Genomic DNA, 21,454 nt, shown 5'->3' with positions numbered 1-21,454 from the left:
GTATGGGATTTATTAATGCAGCCCTTTCAGCGGGTATTTCAAGTTTTCAAGATAGTAAATTTAAGGAAGCCATTACTTTGCCAGAAGCTATTCCAGCAACGGCTTTGGCTATCAAGGGACAGCTCTTGACCAAAGATCCGGACGGACGCTCTCGTCAGAGCAACCAAAATACTGGCCTTTTGACAGATGGCTCTGTCGTCATTGTCCCTCAAGGCTATGTCGCTCTATTAGTCAACAATGGAACTTTTTTGGGAGACCTTCTAGAAGCAGGAAGCCACGAATGGCAAGCCGGTGAGAATGCTTGGTTGTTTGAAAAGGGCGGAGTGAAAGGGACTTGGGACCAGTTCAAGAATCGCTTCTCATTTGGTGGCCAAGTGGTCACCCAACAGGAAATTATTTTTGTGCGGATGCAACCTTTTACAGGAAATAAATTTGGCACCCAAAATCCAGTCGAGTACTTTAGCGACCGTTACCAACAGCTTCTTAGCATTCGCTTTTATGGTCTCTATGACGTTAAAGTAGCAGATCCTGTACTCTTTTACGTCAGTGCAGTTAGTCGCCAAATTACGGCGGACAAACCTTTTACTTTAGAAGATGTGGCTCAGGGAACCTTGCGCCAAAACTTAGCACCAAAGATTGCAGTGGCTATTTCAAAATATACGGCTGAAAATAAGGCGGACATATACAATATCAATGCGGACCAAGATGTCTTCAATGAAGTCGCAAAGCGCGAAGTGAACAAAACTTGGTCAGAATTATATGGTATTGAATTAACCAATGTCCTTATCGAAGATCTGAGCTATGATGCAGATAGTATGGCCAAGGTCAATAAACTGGATAGTGAATTGGTAGCGATGAAGTACAATACCATTGAAATTGAAGAGCGTCGCGCCCGCAATGAGGCCTTGGTGGCAGCTGCTAAAAATGAAGGTGGCAATGGTATGAACATGATCATGGGGATGAACCTGGGCCAAGCTCTGGGGAATGATCTGCAAAAACAAGCCTCTCCAGCTCCAGATAAACCACATACCTTCTATATTGAAGTTGATGGCAAATATGTCCATGTGACCAAAGATGCGGATGGCAATATTGTCCCCGTTGACTAATTGGAGAAATGAGGCTTAGAGATCGAGTGGCTCCAACACCTAGTCTTTGCCTTCTTTCCTGACTAAAAAGAAAAGATTGCTGTTTGAGAAAAATCAAATAGTGTGTTACAATAAAGAGTAATCTATTTTTAAAAAAGAGGTAATAAAACATGATCGAAGCAAGTAAATTGAAAGCTGGTATGACTTTTGAAACAGCTGATGGAAAATTGATCCGCGTTTTGGAAGCTAGCCACCACAAACCAGGTAAAGGAAACACTATCATGCGTATGAAATTACGTGATGTCCGTACTGGTTCAACATTTGATACAAGCTATCGTCCAGAAGAAAAATTTGAACAAGCGATTATCGAAACAGTTCCAGCTCAATACTTGTACAAAATGGATGATACAGCTTACTTCATGAACACTGAAACATATGATCAATATGAAATTCCAGTGGTGAACGTCGAACAAGAATTGCTTTACATCCTTGAAAACTCAGAAGTAAAAATTCAATTCTACGGAAGCGAAGTAATCGGTGTAACAGTTCCTACAACTGTTGAATTGACTGTTGCAGAAACTCAACCATCTATCAAAGGTGCTACAGTGACTGGTTCTGGTAAACCTGCTACAATGGAAACAGGTTTGGTCGTAAACGTTCCTGACTTCATCGAAGCTGGACAAAAATTGGTCATTAACACTACTGAAGGAACATACGTTTCTCGTGCATAAGAGACATCTCAGGGTGTCAAATAGAAAGGAACTTCTATGGCAACTGAACAATTTGGTGACATCGTTATTGCACCACGTGTATTAGAAAAAATTATTGCGATTGCGACAGCAAAAGTAGAGGGTGTCTATTCGCTCGAAAATAAGAGTGTTTCAGATAGCTTATCAAAACGCTCACTTGGACGTGGCGTCTACCTTCATACGGAAGAAGATGGTCAAGTTTCAGTAGACATCTATCTCTATTTGGAGTACGGAGTTGCTGTGCCATCTGTCGCTGTAGCGATTCAAAAGGCGGTCAAGTCTGCGGTTTATGATATGGCAGATGTAACCTTGGATGCTGTCAACATTCACGTTGTCGGTATCGCGACGGAAAAATCTCCAAAACCAGATTTGAAAGACTTGTTTAACGAGGACTTCCTCAATGACTGATGAAATTTTATTAGAATCACGTCGAGATTTGCGTGAGCGCGCCTTCCAAGCCTTGATGGCCTTGGAATACGATGGAGACATTGTGGAAGCTTGTCGCTTTGCTTATTTACATGACAAGGACCTAGCCGAAGACAAAGAAGTCGATCTTCCTGCCTTTCTCATGAACCTCGTGACGGGTGTTTATCAGTCTAAAGATCAATTGGACCAACAAATCGGTCAACATTTGAAAACTGGTTGGACGGTAGAGCGCTTGACCTTGGTGGAGAAAAACATCCTTCGTCTTGGAATTTATGAAATAACAGAGTTTGATACACCACAGATCGTTGCAGTCAATGAAGCGGTGGAATTGGCCAAATCCTTTTCAGATGAAACCTCTTCACGATTTGTCAATGGTGTTCTCAGTCAATTTGTAACAGAAGAATAATCAAAAAGAGCCGATGGCTCTTTTTTTGAATGAAAAATGAGAGTGGGACAGAAATCGGTAATTCGTTTAGAATTCGATTTTGTCGTCCCACCTCCGCACAGTTGAGTAGGGCTGTAAAAGCTGATGAAATCAGCGTAGTAGAGCCCACTCAACCACTGCGTCTTGCTCGACAATCCAAAGACAATTGAGAGGCTAGGACTTTTTCCCAGCCTCTGCTTTTAAACACTTTTTCCAGAGTGGAGACTAACGGGCAAGAAATAACCGGTAGTGGCTACTTTTTTTCCTTCAATCTTTTGGAGTAAGAGGTCCACCATCAGAACTGCAATATCCTTTAGAGGTTGCTGGATGGTGGTTAGTTCGGGAGTATAGGTCTCGATGAACTGGGTGCCATCATAACCAATCACTTTTAGATCTTGAGGAATCTGAAGGTCAAGCTCTTTTGCGACCTTCATGATCAAAATTGCTGTCAAATCATCCGAAGCAAAAATAGCATCTGGTTTTTGCTGGGTTAAAATCTGTTTGATCTCCATTTCTTTGCGAATGGGAGAGAAATCACTGGAAACGTTGATGATCAAAGACTCGGGCAGAACCGATGCGAAGCCTGCATGACGAAAACCGGTTGGGGAGTTGGAGTTGTCATTCCCTGTGATCATCATAATGTTTTGAGCCCCAGTTTTAACTAACGTTTCTGCTGCTAGCATACCGCCAGCGTAGTTGTCTGATGAGACAACGGGAATCTCTGGGGAGAGGTTGCGGTCAAAGGCAATAATCGGAGCAGTTACTCGGTTGTAATCCTCAATCCCTAAATTGTGGCTTCCTGAAATGATGCCATCCACTTGGTTAGCTTCCAACATCTCAATGTATTCCCGCTCTTTTTCAGAGTCGTGTTCACTATTGCAGATGATGGTCTTGTAGCCATGTTTGAAGAGTTGGTACTCTAATTTATCAATTAATTCTGCGTAGAAAACATTGCTGATATTAGGAAAAATCAAGCCAACCAACTTGGCTGATTTCCCTTGGAGACTACGAGCAACATTGTTGGGCTTATAGCCCAGCTCTCGCATGGCTTCTTGGACTTTTTGGATCGTTTTTTCAGATAGGTAGCCTTTTTTATTGATGACCCGTGAGACTGTAGTAGGGCTGACACCGGCGAGTTTGGCGACATCAGTTAGCTTTGCGACCATGATCAAGTTCATAGTAGGTTCCGGTAGGGTTTCCAGACTTGATCAAAATACCATTTTGATCAGCATGTGGGAAGACCCGGCCAGAAAATACTTTTTCTCCTTTATTGATAAAGATTTCAAAAATCGAATTGTCAATGAAAATATTAGCAGTTGTAGCTTGGTTAGCGATTGTGCAGCTACGGCTAGTTCCAAAGTCTTGGGCATATTGCTCACCAGCCTGGCTACGATCGACTGTGACTAATCCTTTCGCTAGATCGAATGTGAGAAATAAGCCCTTTCCTTCTGGATTTGCAAAGAGGACGATCTCATTTTGGCTGTCTTTTTCAAATTGCAATTCCAATTCATAGCAGTTCTTGGTTTGAACCTTGTTGGCAAATTCCTCACGCTCAACGCGTAAGTCCTTGATGGCTTCAACTGGGTATTGGTAGAGCTTTCCGTCTTTGATGGTTACTTCTTTGACCAGTGAGAGTGCTCCTTGGTAGTCATAGGAATCCGTTGGATAGGAAACATCTGGAAGACCAAGCCAGCTGACAGCATAGGCGCGTCCATCAGGTGCATTGAATCCTTGAGTTGCATAGGCTTCAAAACCATAGTCTAGATTGTGCAATTCGGATACATCGACCAGTTTAGCCTTTTCTGGATCAAAGCTTGCCCCAATCTTGTACATATTTGGGTAAATGTTTTCATAATCGCATACCGATTTGTCCAATCCTTGAGGACAGTAGAGGAGAACTGGTTGATCCTCTACAAAGACCAGATTGGGACATTCCATCATGTAAGCTGTCCGGTCATTTGCAAAATCCAAGTCACCGACTTCAACCCAGTTGGTATAGTCGTTATCAACAGCCTTATAGAGACGGATGAATCCTTTCTTCTCAATGTCTTGGCCACCAACGATAGCGTAGTATTGACCTTTAAAATTAAAAATCTGTGGGTCACGGAAGTGATCAGTAGAATCAGCCGGTTGATCAATCAAGATCTTGTCAATTTTTTCGATCTTTCCTTCTTTGTCCATAAAAGCACCGACTTGGTAGGGATGGCGGACCCATGCTGCATCCCGAACATTTCCAGTATAGAATAAGAATAGTTTGTCACCAAACTGCATGGCTGATCCGGAATAAGCTCCATGGCTATCCAGATCTGTGTCTGGAAGAAGTGTTACACCAGTTTCTGTGAAATGAACCAAGTCTTCACTTTCTGTTTGTACCCATGATTTTAACCCATGGGCTGCACCAAATGGGAAATTTTGGTAAAACAAGATCCATTTTCCATCAAAGTAGGAAAAACCGTTAGGATCATTTAAGAGACCAGCCTTTGGCTCTACATGGTAGTGTGTATGCCAAGGAGATTTCGCCATGTTTTCTTGGATCGTTTGCTTTTCCTCTGTTGTCCAGTCTTCATAACGTCGGTAACGACGTTCAGTTGTCCATTCCATTTTAGTCCTCCGAATTTTTTCTTACTTCCATAGTAACGATTTCCCATTAAAAATGCAAGCATTAAATGAAAAAAACGGCAAAAAATGTCAAACGATTGACATCTATTTGGTTCCCTAGAGAAAAGAGGAGAAGTTGAAAATTTGTGAAAAAATGAAAGAAAATGAAAACAAAGAGTAGCTTTAAAGGGCTAAAGACTGTAGTTTAGGCCTATCTTGAAATGAAAATAGTTTCATACCGTCAAAAGGTATCAAAAAGTCTAAAAAAGTTTCAAAAAAATCCTGCAAAACGGTTGACATATTTTCAATACGTGGTACAATTAAAAACGTAGAAACGGTTGAACCGTTTACATTACAAAATATAAGGAGATTTTTGCAAATGTCAAATACAGAAATTGCAAAGAAGGTCATCGATGCCATCGGTGGAGTTGAGAATGTTAGCAGTGTAGCTCACTGTGCAACTCGTCTTCGCGTGATGGTAAAAGATGAATCAAAAATCAACAAAGATGTTGTTGAAAACCTTGAAAAAGTACAAGGTGCTTTCTTTAACTCAGGTCAATACCAAATCATCTTTGGTACTGGTACTGTAAATAAGATTTATGATGAGGTAGTAGCTCTAGGTTTGCCAACTTCATCAAAAGACGAAATGAAAGCAGAAGCTGCAAAACAAGGGAACTGGTTCCAGCGTGCGATTCGTACTTTCGGAGACGTATTTGTCCCAATTTTGCCAGCAATTGTAGCTACTGGTTTATTTATGGGTATTCGCGGTGCGATTGCGCAGGATCAGGTATTGTCTTTGTTTGGAACCACAGCAGATGCATTTAAAGCGACAAATTTCTATACTTATACTGTAGTCTTAACTGATACAGCTTTTGCATTTTTCCCTGCCCTAATTTGTTGGTCAGCATTCCGTGTATTCGGTGGAAATCCAATAATTGGGCTGGTGCTTGGTCTGATGATGGTAAACTCGGCACTTCCAAATGCTTGGGATGTGGCGAGCCAAGCAACAAAATTTGCAGTTGATCCATCAAAAGATATTCTAGGTCAAATCGATGCTATGAATGTTTTAGGTCAATTGAAATTCACTGGAAGTGTAGTAGCAACTAAAGCCCATCCAATTTATTTCTTAGGCTTTATTCCTGTTGTAGGATATCAAAATTCTGTTCTTCCTGCCTTTTTTGTAGGTCTATTTGGTGCTAAATTTGAAAAATGGTTGCATAAGAAAATTCCGGATGTACTTGATTTGCTCTTAGTTCCATTCCTTACTTTCCTTGTAATGTCAGTTTTGGGCCTATTTGCTATTGGACCAGTTTTCCATATTGTAGAAGAATATGTTCTTGGAGCTACTAAATTCCTTCTTGGTTTACCATTTGGTTTAGCAGGTTTGATTCTTGGTGGAGTTCACCAATTGATTGTTGTAACAGGTGTTCACCATATCTTTAACCTACTTGAAGCTCAACTTGTATCTCAAACTGGTAAAGATGCTTTTAATGCCATCATTACAGCTGCAATGACTGCACAAGCTGGTGCAACATTAGCTGTTGGTGTGAAGACAAAATCTAAAAAATTAAAAGCACTTGCTTTCCCAGCTGCACTATCTGCAGGATTAGGTATTACTGAACCAGCTATTTTTGGTGTAAACTTGCGCTATGTAAAACCATTTGTAATTGGTCTTGGTGCTGGTGCTGTTGGTGGTTGGCTTGCAAACTTCATGGGACTAGCTGGTACAAGTTTTGGTATCACAATTATTCCAGGTGCGCTCTTATACGTTAATGGTCAATTGCTTAAATATGTGTTTATGGTTGTATTTACAACTGCCCTAAGTTTCGGTTTGACATACATGTTTGGGTATGAAGATGAAAAAACTGAACAGGAGAACGAAGAAGCAGAAGCTATTATTGAAGAAGAAACAACTGGTAATATCCCAGTAGCACTTCAAGATGAAACAATTATCTCTCCTATCGTTGGGACTGCTGTGGAACTTTCAAGAGTAGATGATCCTGTCTTTTCAAGTGGAGCGATGGGACAAGGGATTGCCATCAAACCTTCTGAAGGTGTCGTTTATGCTCCGGCGGATGCGGAAGTTACGATTGCTTTTGCAACTGGTCACGCCTACGGTCTGAAGACAGCCAATGGAGCTGAAATCTTGATCCACGTCGGAATTGATACCGTATCAATGAACGGGGAAGGATTTGACCAAAAAGTAGCTCAAGGCGATAAAGTGAAAGCTGGTGATGTCCTTGGTACATTTGATGCAGCGAAAATTGCCGCAGCTGGTCTTGAAGACACAACCATGGTCATCGTCACTAACACAGCTGACTTTGCTTCTGTCACACCTGTTGCAACTGGATCTGTTGCGAAGGGTGATGCGATCATCGAAGTCAAAGCTTAATAATATCAATAAGTTCTCAAGGACTGGTCAGGTTATCTCCAGTCCTTGAATTTTATTTCTTAAAAATGCCTGCTTTTTCTTTAGAGAAGAGAAGTAGCATTGCTATAAAATATGCTATAATAAGTACAGGAATTTTTCATTATAAAAAGGAGCCAACATGACAAAATTATTCGGAAGTTTGGAAGCTGGCGGTACAAAGTTTGTTTGTGCAGTTGGTGATGAAAACTACAATATTGTTGAAAAAGTACAATTCCCAACAACCAAGCCAATTGAAACCATTGATAAGTCTATCGAATTTTTCTCAAAATTTGAGGATCTTGCTGGTCTTGCGATTGGATCATTTGGACCAATTGATATCGATCCAAATTCAAAAACTTATGGCTTCATTACGACGACTCCAAAACCAAATTGGGCCAATGTTGATATCGTTGGTGCCTTCCGTCGTGCTTTGAATGTACCCATCTATTTTACAACAGATGTGAATAGTTCAGCCTATGGTGAAGTGGTAGCACGCAATAACGCAGGTGGCCATATCGAAAACTTGGTTTACTATACAATCGGAACAGGAATCGGAGCTGGCGTTATCCAACGTGGCGAGTTTATTGGGGGAGCTGGACACCCAGAAATGGGTCACTATTATGTGGCGAAACACCCAATGGATGTGGAAAAAGAATTCAAGGGTGTTTGTCCTTTCCACAACGGCTGTTTGGAAGGTTTTGCGGCTGGTCCGAGTTTAGAGGCTCGGACAGGTATTCGTGGAGAAAATATCGAACTCAACAGTAATGTTTGGGATATTCAAGCCTACTATATCGCACAGGCGGCTGTGAATGCGACCGTTACTTTCCGTCCAGATGTCATTGTCTTTGGTGGGGGAGTAATGGCGCAACAACATATGTTAGATCGTGTTCGGACGAAATTTACAGCTCTCCTAAACGGTTATCTCCCTGTACCAGATGTAAGAGATTATATTGTGACACCTGCAGTTGCTGGCAATGGTTCAGCTACCTTGGGGAACTTTGTTCTTGCAAAAGAAGTGAGTGAAAAGCTTAAAAAGTAAGAAGCGCTTGCCCCATAGAGGTTAAAAACAATTGCGAAACCGAGACCGAGCTGTCTCGGTTTTGTCCTTTTCCATAAAGAAGTGAGGAAAATATGAAAAAGAGCATTGTAAAAGATGTCTTATTTTTGGGACAAAAATCAGAAGAAGCGACACCGGAAGATCGTCCTTTGGCCTTGGATTTACAGGATACCTTGAACGCCCATCTTTTTGAGTGTGTGGGTTTGGCAGCCAATATGATAGGGGTGAAAAAACGTGCGATTATCATTCGAATGGGAAATGCAAATCTGGTCATGTTTAATCCTGTTCTTCTGGATAAGAAAAAGGCCTATCAAACAGAGGAAGGGTGCTTGTCTTTAGTGGGAAGTCGGCCGACGACCCGTTATGAGGAGATCACGGTGGCTTATCGGGATGTCAATTGGCAAGCTCAAACCTTACATTTGTCAGGTTTTCCAGCCCAGATCTGTCAGCATGAAATGGATCATCTAGAAGGCGTTATCATATAGAAGTGATGGATGGAGTCAATCTGGCTCCATTTTTTACTAGGAAAAAGTGATAGAAAAGTCGATTCTTGGAGACATAAAATTGATAAAAGCAAAAAAAGGAATAGCGGTTGTATAAAAAAGAAGAAAGAAACAATAAAAAAGGAACCGTACTTGACAGGTTTTCTTAGGATCGCGTATACTAGTAGTACGAAAATCAGATGAAAGACAGGAGTTCCAAGATGAAGCGCAACCTTCAAGAATACCCGCAATTTTATCGTTGGCTAACCCTGCCTTTTGCGAGAAATCCGCGTCGTGTGCAGGTCCTTCGGCGGACAAATCGAATCATAACTCTCGTCATGCCAGGCATCTATGGTCTGGTCTTTTGTTGGCTATGTTTAAAACAAACCACGATTGGTGGAATTTGGCCTTTTATATGGATTCCAGCTTCTGGCTTTATCTTGTTTAGTCTCTTCCGCCATTGGATCAATGTTCCAAGACCTTACGAAACATGGGACATTCAACCTTTATTAGAGAAAAATTCATCGGGACATTCTTTTCCTAGCCGCCATGTTTTTTCGGCGACCATTATCTCTATGTGTGTCTGTCAGTTGTCGCTTCCGTTTGGAATGTGCTCGATGCTCTTATCTCTTCTCTTAGCCCTTGTCCGAGTTTTTGGAGGGGTTCATTATCCCAAGGACGTTCTCGTTGCTTGGGGATTGGGACTGGCCTGGGGAGGACTTTTTTTGCTTGTTTGAATCAACATATTGTTCGAAATTGACCTTTGAATAACAGCAAGTGATAGTGTATACTGGAAAGTGGACTTAGAAGAGGAGAGAAGATGAAATACAGACAAGCAGAAAAAGCAGATCTGGATCAGGTGGTTCGAGTAGCCAGTACAGCCTTTGAGGAGTATCTATTTTTAAAAGTCATCAAGGATTTGGTGCGTGATCCCAAGCAGTATCCTGCCTTTGTTGAGGCAATGATGCGCATCTTGGTAAAGGTTTTTCTCAAGCACCATATCTGCCTTGTGGCGGAACAAAACAATGAAATTTATGCAGTGGCCTTGTTACAAAAAGGACCGATTCCTTTTCGGGCCTATCTTTTGAATGGTGGCTTGGGCTTGCTCAAGTTTATTTCCTTGAAGAATATGTTGGCCTACTTTAAATTTATGGAGGACACGGATAAGGAATTGGAGCAAAATGTAGACTTTGATTGGTATTTAATGCTTCTGGCAGTTGCCCCTAAACACCAACGGCAGGGCTATGGCAGTCGCTTTATGACAGAAGGAATTGAGCCTTTCTTGGAAGAGGTTAAAGGAGAAAAACTAGCCTTTTATACCAATACGAAGGGAAATGTCTATTTTTATACCAAAAATGGCTACAAGGAAGTCTACTCTAACGAGATTAGCTTTAACCATGTAGAAATGGGGAGCTGGTATTTCTTGAAGGAACTAAATAAACACTAAGGTTACAACCTTAGTGTTTTTTCATTATCATGGTTAGTCTATTTGGATGTCAAAATGTTTAAAAAAGGCTGCTCGCTCCTCTATAATATCTTTAGAAGGTTTTTTGATATTTAGTAAGAGTTCGATAAGTTCTGGTGTGATTTCACGTAGCAATTGCCCTAAGGACCAGATAGCAGTTGCGATATGGATCTGATTTTGCGAGGTCTCGATGATGTTCAGTAGCTTAGGGATGGCTGAGCGGTCATTAGCATTTGCTAGTGCGATAATGGCATTGCGTTGGAGGATATTCTTGCCTCGCCAGCTTCCAGCAACATGCCCGAATTTTTCCTTAAATTGTCCGTTAGACAGTTCGATAAAAGGAATCAACTCTGGATGAGCCAGCTCAGGATCGATTTCTGTTGCCAAGGGATTATCCAGACCTTTGTTATAAGGGCAGCTAATCTGACAGATGTCACATCCATAGATGACCGTTTTAATTTTCTTGCGAAATTCTAAGTCCATCATGCCCTTGTCTTGAGTTTGGAAGGACAAGCAGCGTTTGGCATTCATAGATCCGTCTCCGATTAAACAGGAGGTTGGACAAGCATCTAAACACCTTCGACAGTCCCCACAACCATAGTCGACAGGCTGATCTGGTTCGATCTCAAGATTGGTAATCAATTCACCAAGGAACATGTAGGAACCGTATTCTTTGGAAATGACCAAGCCGTTTTTTCCGATAAAACCAATCCCTGCTCGCTGGGCAACCGCCGTGTCAACCAGTGCTCCGGTATCGACCATGCCTTTGTACTCAAAATCTTGCGTCATTTCTTCAATCCCAGCGGCTAAGCGCTTGAGCTTGTCTTGAAGGACATAATGATAGTCCAATCCCCAACTGTTGGGCGTGAATTTTCCTCTTTTATAGGCTGTTTTTTGAGGTTGCTGCTTGAGCTTATGGGGGTAGGCGACAGCGATTGAGATGATCGTCTTTGCGGAGGAGAGACTTAATGTAGGTTGGATGCGCTCTTCGATATTCTTATGCTCGAATCCAGAATTCCGTCCTTCCTCAACGGCCAAGTGGAGCGATTTTTCCAAATAAGCGAAGTCATCAGCGGTTGTAAATCCAATTTTTGAAATCCCAATAGAGTGGGCCAGTTGGATAATGTTTTCTTTTAGTGTCATCTGTTCCATTATACACAAAAATGAAGATTCTGGCGAGAATGGAAACAATCAGAAAGGGCTTTCAAAAGCTTTCTTTTTTTTGTATAATAGAAACATGAAATGCTAGGAGGGTATTATGGGACAACCATTATTTTTACATTCGGTCATGCAGGAAAAAATATGGGGAGGAACTCGTCTGAGAGATGAGTTTGGTTACGACATTCCAAGTGACCATGTTGGTGAATTTTGGGCCATTTCGGCCCATTCGCATGGCGTTTCTAAAGTGGCCAATGGTCCATACGAAGGAATGGGATTGGATCAGCTCTATCAAGAGCACCGAGAATTATTCGGCAATCGTAAAGAGCCTGTCTTTCCATTATTGACGAAAATTTTGGATGCCAATGATTGGCTCAGCGTGCAAGTGCACCCAGATGATGCTTATGGTTTAGCACATGAAGGAGAACTTGGAAAAACCGAGTGTTGGTATGTGATTGCGGCTGACGAAGGATCAGAGATTATCTATGGACACAATGCCAAGTCAAAAGAAGAACTCCGCCAGCAAATCGAAGATAAAAACTGGGAGGCCTTGCTGACAAAAGTACCCGTTAAGGCTGGGGATTTCTTTTATGTACCAAGTGGAACCATGCATGCGATTGGTTCCGGAATCTTGATCCTTGAAACCCAACAGTCCAGTGACACAACCTACCGTGTTTATGACTTTGACCGCAAGGATGACCAAGGAAACTTGCGTGAGCTTCATCTTGAAAAATCAATTGATGTGTTGAACATTGGTAAGCCCGCAAATAGCCATCCAGATACAGTTGTGATCGACGATCTTCGAATGACCATCTTGGTTGCCAGTGATTTCTTTACGGTTTATAAGTGGGAACTTACTGGAAAAGCTAATTTTGAAAAGACTGCTGATTACAGCTTATTGAGCGTCTTAGCCGGAGAAGGGAAATTGACGGTAGATGGAAAGGATTATCCTATTCAAAAAGGAAGTCACTTTATCTTGCCAAGCGATGTTGAATCTTGGACTTTGGAAGGGCAAGGTTTAGAATTGATCGTGAGTCACCCATAAAAAACAAAGGGTTTGAGTAAAACGCAATGGAACTACTCAAGCCTTTTTTCTGAAATAAAACTATTTTTGTGTTAAGTCTTGACTCTGACCTAAGGGGAGGGATTATACTATCCTTGTAATACTCTTCGAAAATCAAATTCAAACCACGTCAGCGTCGCCTTACTGTACTCAAGTACAACCTGCGGCTAGCTTCCTAGTTTGCTCTTTGATTTTCATTGAGTACAAGGAGGAAATTATGTACCATATCAAAGAAGCTGCAGAGCTGTCAGGTGTCTCTATCAAGACCTTGCACCACTATGATAAGATAGGACTTCTAGTCCCTGTGAAATCTGAAAATGGCTATCGGACCTACAGCCAAGAAGATTTAGAACGCTTACAGGTAATTCTCTATTACAAGTATCTAGGGTTTTCCTTGGAACAAATAGCAGAACTCTTAGCCGAAGAAAAGTCTAACTTATTGCCCCATTTGACCAAACAGTTAGATTATTTGACTCAAGAAAGAAAACGTTTGGATACCCTGATTTCCACTTTGCAAAAAACCATTCAAGAACAAAAAGGAGAAAGACAAATGACAATTGAGGAAAAATTTACTGGATTTAGCTACCAAGATACTCAAAAATACCAGCAAGAGGCGGTAGACAAGTATGGTCAAGAAGTCATGAACCAAGCGCTTGAACGCCAAAAAGGTCGAGAAGATGAGGCGACAAGAGCCTTTAATCAAGTCTTCCAAGTCTTTGCGAAAAACCTTCAAGCTGGTCTGCCAGTAACCGAATTTGAAAACCAAGAAGCAGCAGCCAAACTTTTAGATGCGATTCGAACGTATGGATTTGATTGCTCTATAGAGGTTTTTGGCCATATTGGCAAAGGCTATGTCTATAATCCAGAATTCAAGGGAAACATCGACAAGTTTGGTGCTGGTACAGCCCAGTACACTTCGGATGTCATTGCCTTTTATGTCGAAAATCAAGCAAAATAAAAAAGTGAGAGTGGGACAGAAATCGGTCATTCGTTAGAATTCGATTTCGTCGTCCCACCTCCGCACAGTTGAGTAGGGCTGTAAAGGCTGATGAAATCAGCGTAGTAGAGCCCACTCAACCACTGCATCTTGCTCGAGAATCCAAAAATAATTGAGAGGCTAGGATTTTTGTCCCAGCCTCGTTTTTTGCTTGGAAAAAATTGAAAAGAAACTGTCCTATCTATGGGAGGTGGAAGGAAAGAATGAAAATTTTATGAAACTTTCACAATTTCGGTTGACAGTCTTAAAAAAAAGGAGTAGAATAACCCCTGTTTTATGAAAAAGAGGCAGGGAATTCCCGGCCTCATGATCTTTTTTTCAAGGAGTTTTTTATGTTTTCAACATTGAAAAAATGGTTTATTGGCCGTCCGTTGAAATCTGGTGCAGAAGGTGAAGGAGGATTGCTGGGGAAAATGCAGGCCTTGGCCATGCTCTCTAGTGACGCACTTTCTTCTATTGCCTATGGTCCAGAGCAAGTTATCCTGGTCTTGATGACGGTATCAGCAGGAGCCATTTGGTGGTCCATTCCAATTGGGATTGTGGTTCTGGTTCTCCTAGCCAGTTTAACGATTTCTTATCGCCAGGTCATTCATGCCTATCCTCAAGGGGGAGGGGCCTACATGGTGACTACGGAGAACTTGTCACCCAAAGCGGGGTTGATCGCTGGTGGCAGTCTCTTGGTCGACTACATGCTGACGGTAGCAGTATCTGTTTCTTCCGGTGCAGATGCTATCACGTCAGCGATTCCCTCTCTTCATCCTTATAATCTGCACATTTCCATTTTGTTGGTCTTGCTCTTGATGCTGATGAACTTACGGGGGCTGCGTGAATCAGCTACTTCCTTGATGATTCCAGTCTACCTGTTCATTGTTAGTACGATTGCCTTGATCGGCTATGGTGTGATCCAAATTTTGACAGGGCATTTGGCCTATAACGCGACTGCTCATGTGGGTCAAACCATTTCAGGGGTTAGTGTCATTCTCTTATTGCGGGCCTTTACGAGTGGATCAGCTTCACTAACAGGGGTTGAAGCCATCTCCAATTCGGTTCCTTTCTTTAAGAAACCAAAAGCAAAGAATGCAGCCTCTACCTTGACCATCATGGCTTTGATTTTGGGGATTATGTTTGCAGGGATTACCTTCCTCAATTACTGGGTGGGTGTCGTACCAGCAAAAGGGGTAACAACTCTAGCTCAAATGGCCCAAGCTATCTTAGGAAATTCTCCGGTCGGACAAGCCTTCTTCTACGTTTTCCAATTATCAACAGCATTGATCCTGGCAGTTGCGGCGAATACGGGGTTCTCAGCCTTTCCAATGTTGGCCTTTAACATGGCTAAAAACAAATACATGCCACACATGTATATGGAAAAAGGGGATCGTCTGGGCTATTCCAATGGGATTTTGACCTTGGCCATTGGTGCCATCGTCTTGCTCTTGATCTTTGATGGGCAAACAGAAAGCTTGATTCCGCTTTATACCATTGGGGTCTTCATTCCATTTGCCCTTTCTCAAACAGGGATGGTTATCCACTGGAAACACCAATATCAAAAAGGATTTCTCAAGTTTTCGCTTGCCAATATCCTCGGGGCAGCTATCTGTTATGGTATTGTCTTGATCCTCTTGCTGTTCCGTCTGCGTGAAATCTGGCCCTTCTTCCCTATTATTGGTCTTTTGCTTTGGATGTTCTTGAGTATCCGCAATCACTATGATAAAGTTGCGGCTCAATTGCGCTTGGGAGGTAAGATCGAAAAGACAAGTTATGCGGGCAATACCGTGATCGTCCTTGTCGGAAATGTCACTCAGGTAAGTGTGGGAGCTATGAGTTATGCCAATAGCCTAGGAAATGACGTCATAGCTATGCACGTCTCAACAGAAGAAACCAAGGTTAAAGATGCAGAGGTGGCAGAAGAATTTAAGCACTATTTCCCTCATATTCGCTTTGAAAATGTCATGACGAGCTATCGGGATATTATTCAACCAACAGTTGAATTTGTCTCTAAAGTAGCTGAGGAAGCTAAGGAAAAAGGGAATACTGTCACAGTCTTAGTCCCTCAATTCATCCCTAAAAAACATTGGCAAAATATTCTCCACAACCAAATGAGTTTGAAATTGAAGTACGCACTTCGTTGGCATGAAGAAGTGGTTGTGGCAAGCTATTCTTACCATTTATCTGAATAACTATCGCCTAAAGAAAAGATGTTTGCTCGAGCAGGCATTTTTTTGTTTTTTTGAAGTTGAAAAAATCCATTCAAAAGTCTTGTAAGAAACAGCCTTGATCTTGAAAAAATGTTAAAAAAATGCTAGAATAAAAAGAACATTTTAGATTTTTGAAGTTTCAAAGTAAGGAAAAAAATGGCAAATTTATTAAAAACAATTATTGAAAATGATCGAGGCGAAATCAAACGTCTTGAAAAAATGGCTGATAAGGTCTTTTCTTATGAGGACCAAATGGCAGCTTTGACGGATGACGAATTAAAGGCAAAAACAGTTGAGTTTAAGCAACGCTATCAAGATGGTGAGTCTTTGGATGATCTCTTGTACGAGGCTTTTGCAGTTGTTCGTGAAGGGGCAAAACGGGTACTTGGTTTGTTCCCATATAAGGTTCAGGTCATGGGGGGGATCGTCCTTCACCATGGTGACGTTCCAGAGATGCGTACAGGGGAAGGGAAGACTTTGACAGCGACCATGCCTGTATACTTGAATGCCTTGTCTGGTAAAGGGGTACACGTTGTTACCGTCAATGAATACCTGACAGAGCGGGATGCGACAGAGATGGGAGAACTTTACTCATGGCTTGGCCTTTCAGTAGGGATCAACCTGGCAGCAAAATCTCCAGCTGAGAAAAAAGAAGCTTACCTCTGTGATATTACCTACTCGACTAACTCAGAGATCGGGTTTGACTATCTTCGTGATAACATGGTTGTTCGTGCTGAAAACATGGTTCAACGTCCATTGAACTATGCCTTGGTCGATGAGGTAGACTCGATCTTGATCGACGAAGCTCGAACACCGCTGATCGTTTCTGGGCAGACAGCTTCTGATACAAGCCAACTCTATCACATGGCAGATGCTTATGTGAAGAGCTTGACAGAGGATGATTACATTATCGATGTACCATCTAAAACCATTGGTTTGTCAGATTCAGGGATTGATAAGGCGGAAAGCTACTTTAATCTTGAAAACTTGTATGATATTGAAAACGTAGCCTTGACCCACTTTATTGACAACGCCCTTCGTGCCAACTACATCATGATTTTGGATATCGACTATGTGGTCAGCGAAGATCAAGAAATCTTGATCGTCGACCAATTTACAGGTCGTACCATGGAAGGCCGTCGCTATTCTGATGGTCTCCACCAAGCGATCGAGGCCAAAGAAGGTGTACCAGTTCAAGAAGAAACCAAAACCTCTGCATCGATTACCTACCAAAACCTCTTCCGTATGTATAAGAAGTTGTCAGGGATGACAGGGACAGGGAAAACTGAAGAAGAAGAATTCCGCGAAATTTACAACATCCGCGTGATTCCTATTCCAACCAACCGTCCGATTGCCCGTATTGACCATCCAGACCTTCTCTACCCAAGCTTGAAATCAAAATTCAAGGCTGTTGTGGAAGATGTGAAATCTCGTCACGAAAAAGGGCAACCAGTCCTTGTTGGTACTGTTGCCGTTGAAACCAGTGATTACCTTTCTCAATTGTTGGTTCAAGCAGGTGTTCCTCACGAAGTGTTGAATGCGAAAAACCACTACAAAGAAGCGCAAATCATCATGAACGCTGGTCAACGTGGTGCCGTTACCATCGCGACCAACATGGCTGGACGTGGTACCGATATCAAGCTCGGTGAAGGGGTTCGCGAACTTGGTGGACTTTGTGTCATCGGAACAGAGCGTCACGAAAGTCGTCGGATCGATAACCAGTTGCGTGGACGTTCAGGGCGTCAAGGGGATCCAGGTGAATCTCAATTCTACTTGTCTCTTGAAGATGAGTTGATGCGTCGTTTCGGCTCAGAACGGATCAAAGCAGTGCTCGACCGCTTCAAGTTGAGTGAAGAAGAATCGGTTATTCGTTCAAACATGTTTACCCGCCAAGTAGAGGGAGCGCAAAAACGGGTTGAAGGAAATAACTACGATACTCGTAAACAAGTCCTTCAATACGACGACGTGATGCGGGAACAACGGGAGATCATCTATGCAGAGCGCTATGATGTGATCACAGCTAACCGCGACTTGGCTCCTGAAATCATGGCTATGATTAAACGGACCATCAAACGGATTGTCGAAGGTGCTAGCCACTCAAGTAAGGAAGAACGCGTTGAAGCGATTCTGAACTTTGCCAAATACAATTTGGTTCCAGAAGATACGATTTCTGAAAGCGATATTGAAGGAAAATCTGACAAGGAAGTTATCGATTACTTGTATGGACGAGCAGAAGAAATCTATTCCAGTCAAGTAGCGAAATTGCGTGACGAAGAGTCTGTGCAAGAGTTCCAAAAAGTATTGATCCTTCGAGTGGTGGACAGCAAGTGGACAGACCACATCGATGCTTTGGATCAATTGCGAAATGCCGTTGGGCTCCGTGGGTATGCGCAAAATAACCCAGTAGTAGAATACCAATCAGAAAGTTTCCGTATGTTTAATGACATGATTGGATCGATTGAATTTGACGTGACTCGTCTCATGATGAAAGCCCAAATTCACGAACAAGAACGTCCACGTACAGAACACAGCATTTCAACAACTGCTACTCGCAATATTGCAGCCCAACAACAAGATATTCCAGCAGAAATTGATTTGTCACAAGTGAAACGCAATGATTTGTGCCCTTGTGGTTCCGGTAAGAAGTTTAAAAACTGTCACGGACGTAAAGGTTAAGGTTTCCTCTTAAAGGAGGAAAGGTAGGGTCTAGAGACCAAAAGGAGGCCGTATGGTATTCGTTAGGAAGAGCAATAAGATTGATGAGAAAGAAATCACATCGCTTTACCGTTTGGAAGGTCCAGCCTTGGAGCGTAAAGAAGTGCGTGACCGGGAGTTGGAGGCGATTATCAAAGGAGAAGACCAACGGATCCTTCTTGTGATTGGGCCTTGTTCTTCTGATAATGAAGAAGCGGTGATGGAGTATGCCCGTCGCTTGGCAGACTTGCAAGAGCAAGTGAAAGATCAGATTTTTATCGTCATGCGGGTCTATACGGCTAAACCTCGGACCAATGGGGATGGTTACAAAGGCTTGATGCACCAACCAGATACACAGGCCGCACCAAGCTTTGTCGATGGTTTAAAAGCTGTTCGGCATCTTCACTATCGTGTGATTACAGAAACTGGTTTAACGACTGCGGACGAATTGCTTTACCCAGGCAGTCTTCCTTATGTCGAAGATTTGATCTCCTACCACGCGATTGGAGCGCGCTCAGTCGAAGATCAGGAGCACCGCTTTGTATCTAGTGGGATCTCTGCTCCAACAGGCATGAAGAATCCAACATCAGGAAATCTTTCTGTCATGTTTAATGCAATTTATGCGGCGCAACATCCACAAAATTTCTTGTTCAATGCCCAAGCAGTGGAAACATCAGGAAATCCTTTGGCCCATGCGATCCTTCGCGGAGGCTTGGATGCAACTGGTAAGAATATTCCAAATTACCATTATGAAGATTTGCTAGCTGCAGCGAAGCGCTATAGTGAAATGGGCTTGCAACATCCATTTATCTTGGTGGATACGAACCATGACAATTCTGGAAAGCAATTCGAAGAGCAAGTACGGATCGTGAAAGAAACCATGATGAATCGTGCTTGGAACAAGGATTTAGCAGCCTTAGTTCGTGGTTTCATGATTGAATCCTACCTAGAAGATGGTCGTCAAAATGAACCAGTGGTTTATGGTCAATCGATCACAGACCCTTGCCTAGGTTGGGAAAAAACACAGGCCTTGGTCAAAGAAATTGCAACGATGAATAAGTAAAAGGCAGGGGCGGAAGGAGTGATTCTTTTGCCCCTTATCTGTTGTCAGCCAACAGATACTGAAACAATATATAAGGATGAAACAAGATGATCAAAGGACATGGGATCGATATTGAATCGATCACTGCGATTGAAAAAGCCTATCAAAAGAATGCACGATTTGCAGAAAAAGTCTTAACCAAGAGTGAGCAAGAGCGTTTTGAGGAGTTGTCTGGAAAACGGAAAATGGAATATTTAACGGGCCGATGGTCTGCTAAAGAAGCCTTTTCAAAGGCAATGGGAACGGGGATTGGACCAGTTAGTTTTCAAGAGTTAGAAATTTTAAATAATGCCCAAGGAGCTCCCTATTTTTCCAAGTCTCCATTTTCTGGAAAGGTATGGGTTTCGATCAGTCACAAGGGAGACTTGGTGTCAACCAGTGTCATTTTGGAGGAAGTAGATGAAAGCAAGTAAACATAGACCAACTGTTGCAAGAGTCGATTTGGATGCCATTGCCTTTAATGTTCGCCAAGTCAGTGATCATATTCCAAGCCAAACCTTGAAATACGCAGTGGTGAAAGCCAATGCTTATGGTCATGGGGTGGTTGCAGTGACGAAGAAGTTAGCCGCGCAAGTGGATGGTTTTTGTGTCTCCAATCTGGATGAAGCTTTAGAAATCCGTCAAGAAGGTTTGCAAGAACCCATTTTGATTTTGGGAGTTGTACCAAGCGAAACAGTCTATTTGGCCAAAGAGTATGATATCCGCTTAACGGTAGCTAGTCTTGCTTGGTTGGAGCAATTGCTTAGAGAGGAAGCAGATCTTTCAGGATTGAAGGTCCATATCAAGGTGGATTCTGGAATGGGTCGCATTGGATTCCGAAGAATCGAAGATATCAAAGAGGCTGAACGACTTCTTTTGGCAGCTGGAGCTGAAATCGAAGGGATCTTTACCCATTTTGCAACAGCAGATGAAGCAGATGATCGGAAATTTCAAGAGCAGTACGGCTTTTTCAAAGACGTACTAGCTAGTCTTGAAACCCTTCCTCCCATTGTTCATGCTAGTAATTCTGCCACCTCTTTGTGGCATGTGGATACGATTTTCACAGCTGTACGTCTGGGAGATGTCATGTATGGCTTGAATCCGAGCGGTTCTGTCCTAGCTTTGCCTTATGAAATAAAACCAGCCTTGACTTTGATGACGGAATTAGTCCATGTCAAACAGTTAGAAGCTGGTCAAGATATCGGATATGGGGCAACCTACACAACGGAAGAAACCCAATGGATTGGAACGCTTCCTATAGGTTATGCGGATGGTTGGATCAGAGAGATGCAAAATTTCCATGTGCTGATCAAGGGTGAGTTTTGCCCCATTGTTGGCCGGGTTTCGATGGACCAGGTGACGATTCGCCTTCCCGAAGAAATGCCTTTGGGGACTAGAGTTACCCTGATTGGACGAGATGGTGAGAAGGAAATCACCGCGACAGAAGTTGCGGACTACCGTGGCACGATTAATTACGAAGTAGTCTGTCTCTTAAGTGACCGGATTCCGCGTGAATACACAGGTCAGCAATAAGAAAAAGCAGGTGGGACTTTCCCGGTAGGGCCTGCTT

The 21,454-nt window shown here is 42.5% G+C and carries 19 protein-coding genes; 16 read left to right on the top strand and 3 right to left on the bottom strand.

The window, feature by feature from the left end:
- The first annotated feature begins 2 nt into the window (after positions 1-2).
- From QM968_RS05050 to nusB, 4 genes are all read left to right on the top strand, one after another.
- The gene (locus QM968_RS05050; RefSeq protein WP_414382747.1) at positions 3-1,106 is read left to right on the top strand and encodes an SPFH domain-containing protein; all 1,104 of its coding nucleotides are present in this window, start codon (positions 3-5) and stop codon (positions 1,104-1,106) included.
- 149 nt (positions 1,107-1,255) lie between these two features.
- A complete protein-coding gene (gene efp, locus QM968_RS05045; RefSeq protein ID WP_003005479.1) occupies positions 1,256-1,816 on the top strand; it encodes an elongation factor P in 561 nt (186 codons plus the stop codon).
- Positions 1,817-1,852: 36 nt separating this feature from the next.
- Positions 1,853-2,242 carry an Asp23/Gls24 family envelope stress response protein gene (locus tag QM968_RS05040; protein ID WP_003005404.1) on the top strand — a complete coding sequence of 130 codons (390 nt, stop codon included), beginning with the start codon at positions 1,853-1,855 and terminating at the stop codon, positions 2,240-2,242.
- Positions 2,235-2,666, top strand: coding sequence for a transcription antitermination factor NusB (gene nusB / locus QM968_RS05035; protein WP_009731589.1), 432 nt, complete (start codon positions 2,235-2,237; stop codon positions 2,664-2,666). Before QM968_RS05040 ends, nusB begins: the two co-directional genes overlap by 8 nt.
- 218 nt (positions 2,667-2,884) lie before the next feature.
- Here nusB and QM968_RS05030 read toward each other — a convergent pair whose 3' ends face one another.
- The gene (locus QM968_RS05030) at positions 2,885-3,850 is read right to left on the bottom strand and encodes a LacI family DNA-binding transcriptional regulator (RefSeq protein ID WP_414382744.1); all 966 of its coding nucleotides are present in this window, start codon (positions 3,848-3,850) and stop codon (positions 2,885-2,887) included.
- Positions 3,831-5,285 carry a sucrose-6-phosphate hydrolase gene (locus QM968_RS05025; protein WP_414382741.1) on the bottom strand — a complete coding sequence of 485 codons (1,455 nt, stop codon included), beginning with the start codon at positions 5,283-5,285 and terminating at the stop codon, positions 3,831-3,833. Before QM968_RS05025 ends, QM968_RS05030 begins: the two co-directional genes overlap by 20 nt.
- A 376-nt stretch (positions 5,286-5,661) precedes the next feature.
- Here QM968_RS05025 and QM968_RS05020 point away from each other — a divergent pair, with 376 nt between their 5' ends.
- From QM968_RS05020 to QM968_RS05000, 5 genes are all read left to right on the top strand, one after another.
- Positions 5,662-7,674, top strand: coding sequence for a glucose PTS transporter subunit IIA (locus tag QM968_RS05020; protein ID WP_414382738.1), 2,013 nt, complete (start codon positions 5,662-5,664; stop codon positions 7,672-7,674).
- A 157-nt stretch (positions 7,675-7,831) separates the two neighbouring features.
- Positions 7,832-8,731 (top strand): fructokinase ScrK, encoded by a 900-nt coding sequence (gene scrK / locus QM968_RS05015; RefSeq protein ID WP_414326001.1) that lies wholly within the window; start codon positions 7,832-7,834, stop codon positions 8,729-8,731.
- A 92-nt stretch (positions 8,732-8,823) separates the two neighbouring features.
- Positions 8,824-9,234: a peptide deformylase gene (locus tag QM968_RS05010; protein WP_414326000.1), complete on the top strand. Its 411-nt coding sequence runs from the start codon at positions 8,824-8,826 to the stop codon at positions 9,232-9,234.
- Between the two features lie 218 nt (positions 9,235-9,452).
- Entirely contained in the window at positions 9,453-9,968 is a 516-nt protein-coding gene (locus QM968_RS05005; RefSeq protein ID WP_414382735.1) for a phosphatase PAP2 family protein, read from the top strand.
- An 83-nt stretch (positions 9,969-10,051) separates the two neighbouring features.
- Complete coding sequence (locus QM968_RS05000) at positions 10,052-10,678, top strand: GNAT family N-acetyltransferase (protein WP_414325998.1); 627 nt, start codon at positions 10,052-10,054, stop codon at positions 10,676-10,678.
- Positions 10,679-10,711: 33 nt separating this feature from the next.
- Here QM968_RS05000 and queG read toward each other — a convergent pair whose 3' ends face one another.
- A complete protein-coding gene (gene queG, locus QM968_RS04995; protein ID WP_414382732.1) occupies positions 10,712-11,839 on the bottom strand; it encodes a tRNA epoxyqueuosine(34) reductase QueG in 1,128 nt (375 codons plus the stop codon).
- 115 nt (positions 11,840-11,954) lie between these two features.
- On the opposite strand from queG, the gene manA reads away from it, so the two are divergent.
- The 7 genes from manA to alr all read left to right on the top strand — a co-directional run bounded on the left by manA (position 11,955) and on the right by alr (position 21,417).
- Entirely contained in the window at positions 11,955-12,899 is a 945-nt protein-coding gene (gene manA, locus QM968_RS04990) for a mannose-6-phosphate isomerase, class I (protein ID WP_414382730.1), read from the top strand.
- Positions 12,900-13,134: 235 nt separating this feature from the next.
- Positions 13,135-13,875, top strand: coding sequence for a MerR family transcriptional regulator (locus QM968_RS04985; protein ID WP_414325995.1), 741 nt, complete (start codon positions 13,135-13,137; stop codon positions 13,873-13,875).
- A gap of 371 nt (positions 13,876-14,246) precedes the next feature.
- A complete protein-coding gene (locus QM968_RS04980) occupies positions 14,247-16,091 on the top strand; it encodes an APC family permease (RefSeq protein ID WP_414382728.1) in 1,845 nt (614 codons plus the stop codon).
- A 174-nt stretch (positions 16,092-16,265) separates the two neighbouring features.
- Positions 16,266-18,785, top strand: a complete 2,520-nt coding sequence (secA, locus tag QM968_RS04975; RefSeq protein WP_414382725.1) for a preprotein translocase subunit SecA — start codon at positions 16,266-16,268, stop codon at positions 18,783-18,785.
- 52 nt (positions 18,786-18,837) lie between these two features.
- On the top strand, positions 18,838-19,866 hold the full coding sequence (locus tag QM968_RS04970) for a 3-deoxy-7-phosphoheptulonate synthase (RefSeq protein ID WP_414382723.1): 1,029 nt from the start codon (positions 18,838-18,840) through the stop codon (positions 19,864-19,866).
- An 86-nt stretch (positions 19,867-19,952) separates the two neighbouring features.
- Positions 19,953-20,318, top strand: a complete 366-nt coding sequence (gene acpS / locus QM968_RS04965) for a holo-ACP synthase (protein WP_414325991.1) — start codon at positions 19,953-19,955, stop codon at positions 20,316-20,318.
- Complete coding sequence (gene alr, locus QM968_RS04960) at positions 20,305-21,417, top strand: alanine racemase (protein WP_414382720.1); 1,113 nt, start codon at positions 20,305-20,307, stop codon at positions 21,415-21,417. The genes acpS and alr overlap by 14 nt, the downstream gene beginning before the upstream one ends.
- Positions 21,418-21,454: the final 37 nt, after the last annotated feature.

This window comes from Streptococcus sp. OMI870 (genome assembly GCF_047460295.1).
Lineage (GTDB): Bacteria > Bacillota > Bacilli > Lactobacillales > Streptococcaceae > Streptococcus.
This window is presented reverse-complemented; position numbering and strand designations above follow the sequence as displayed.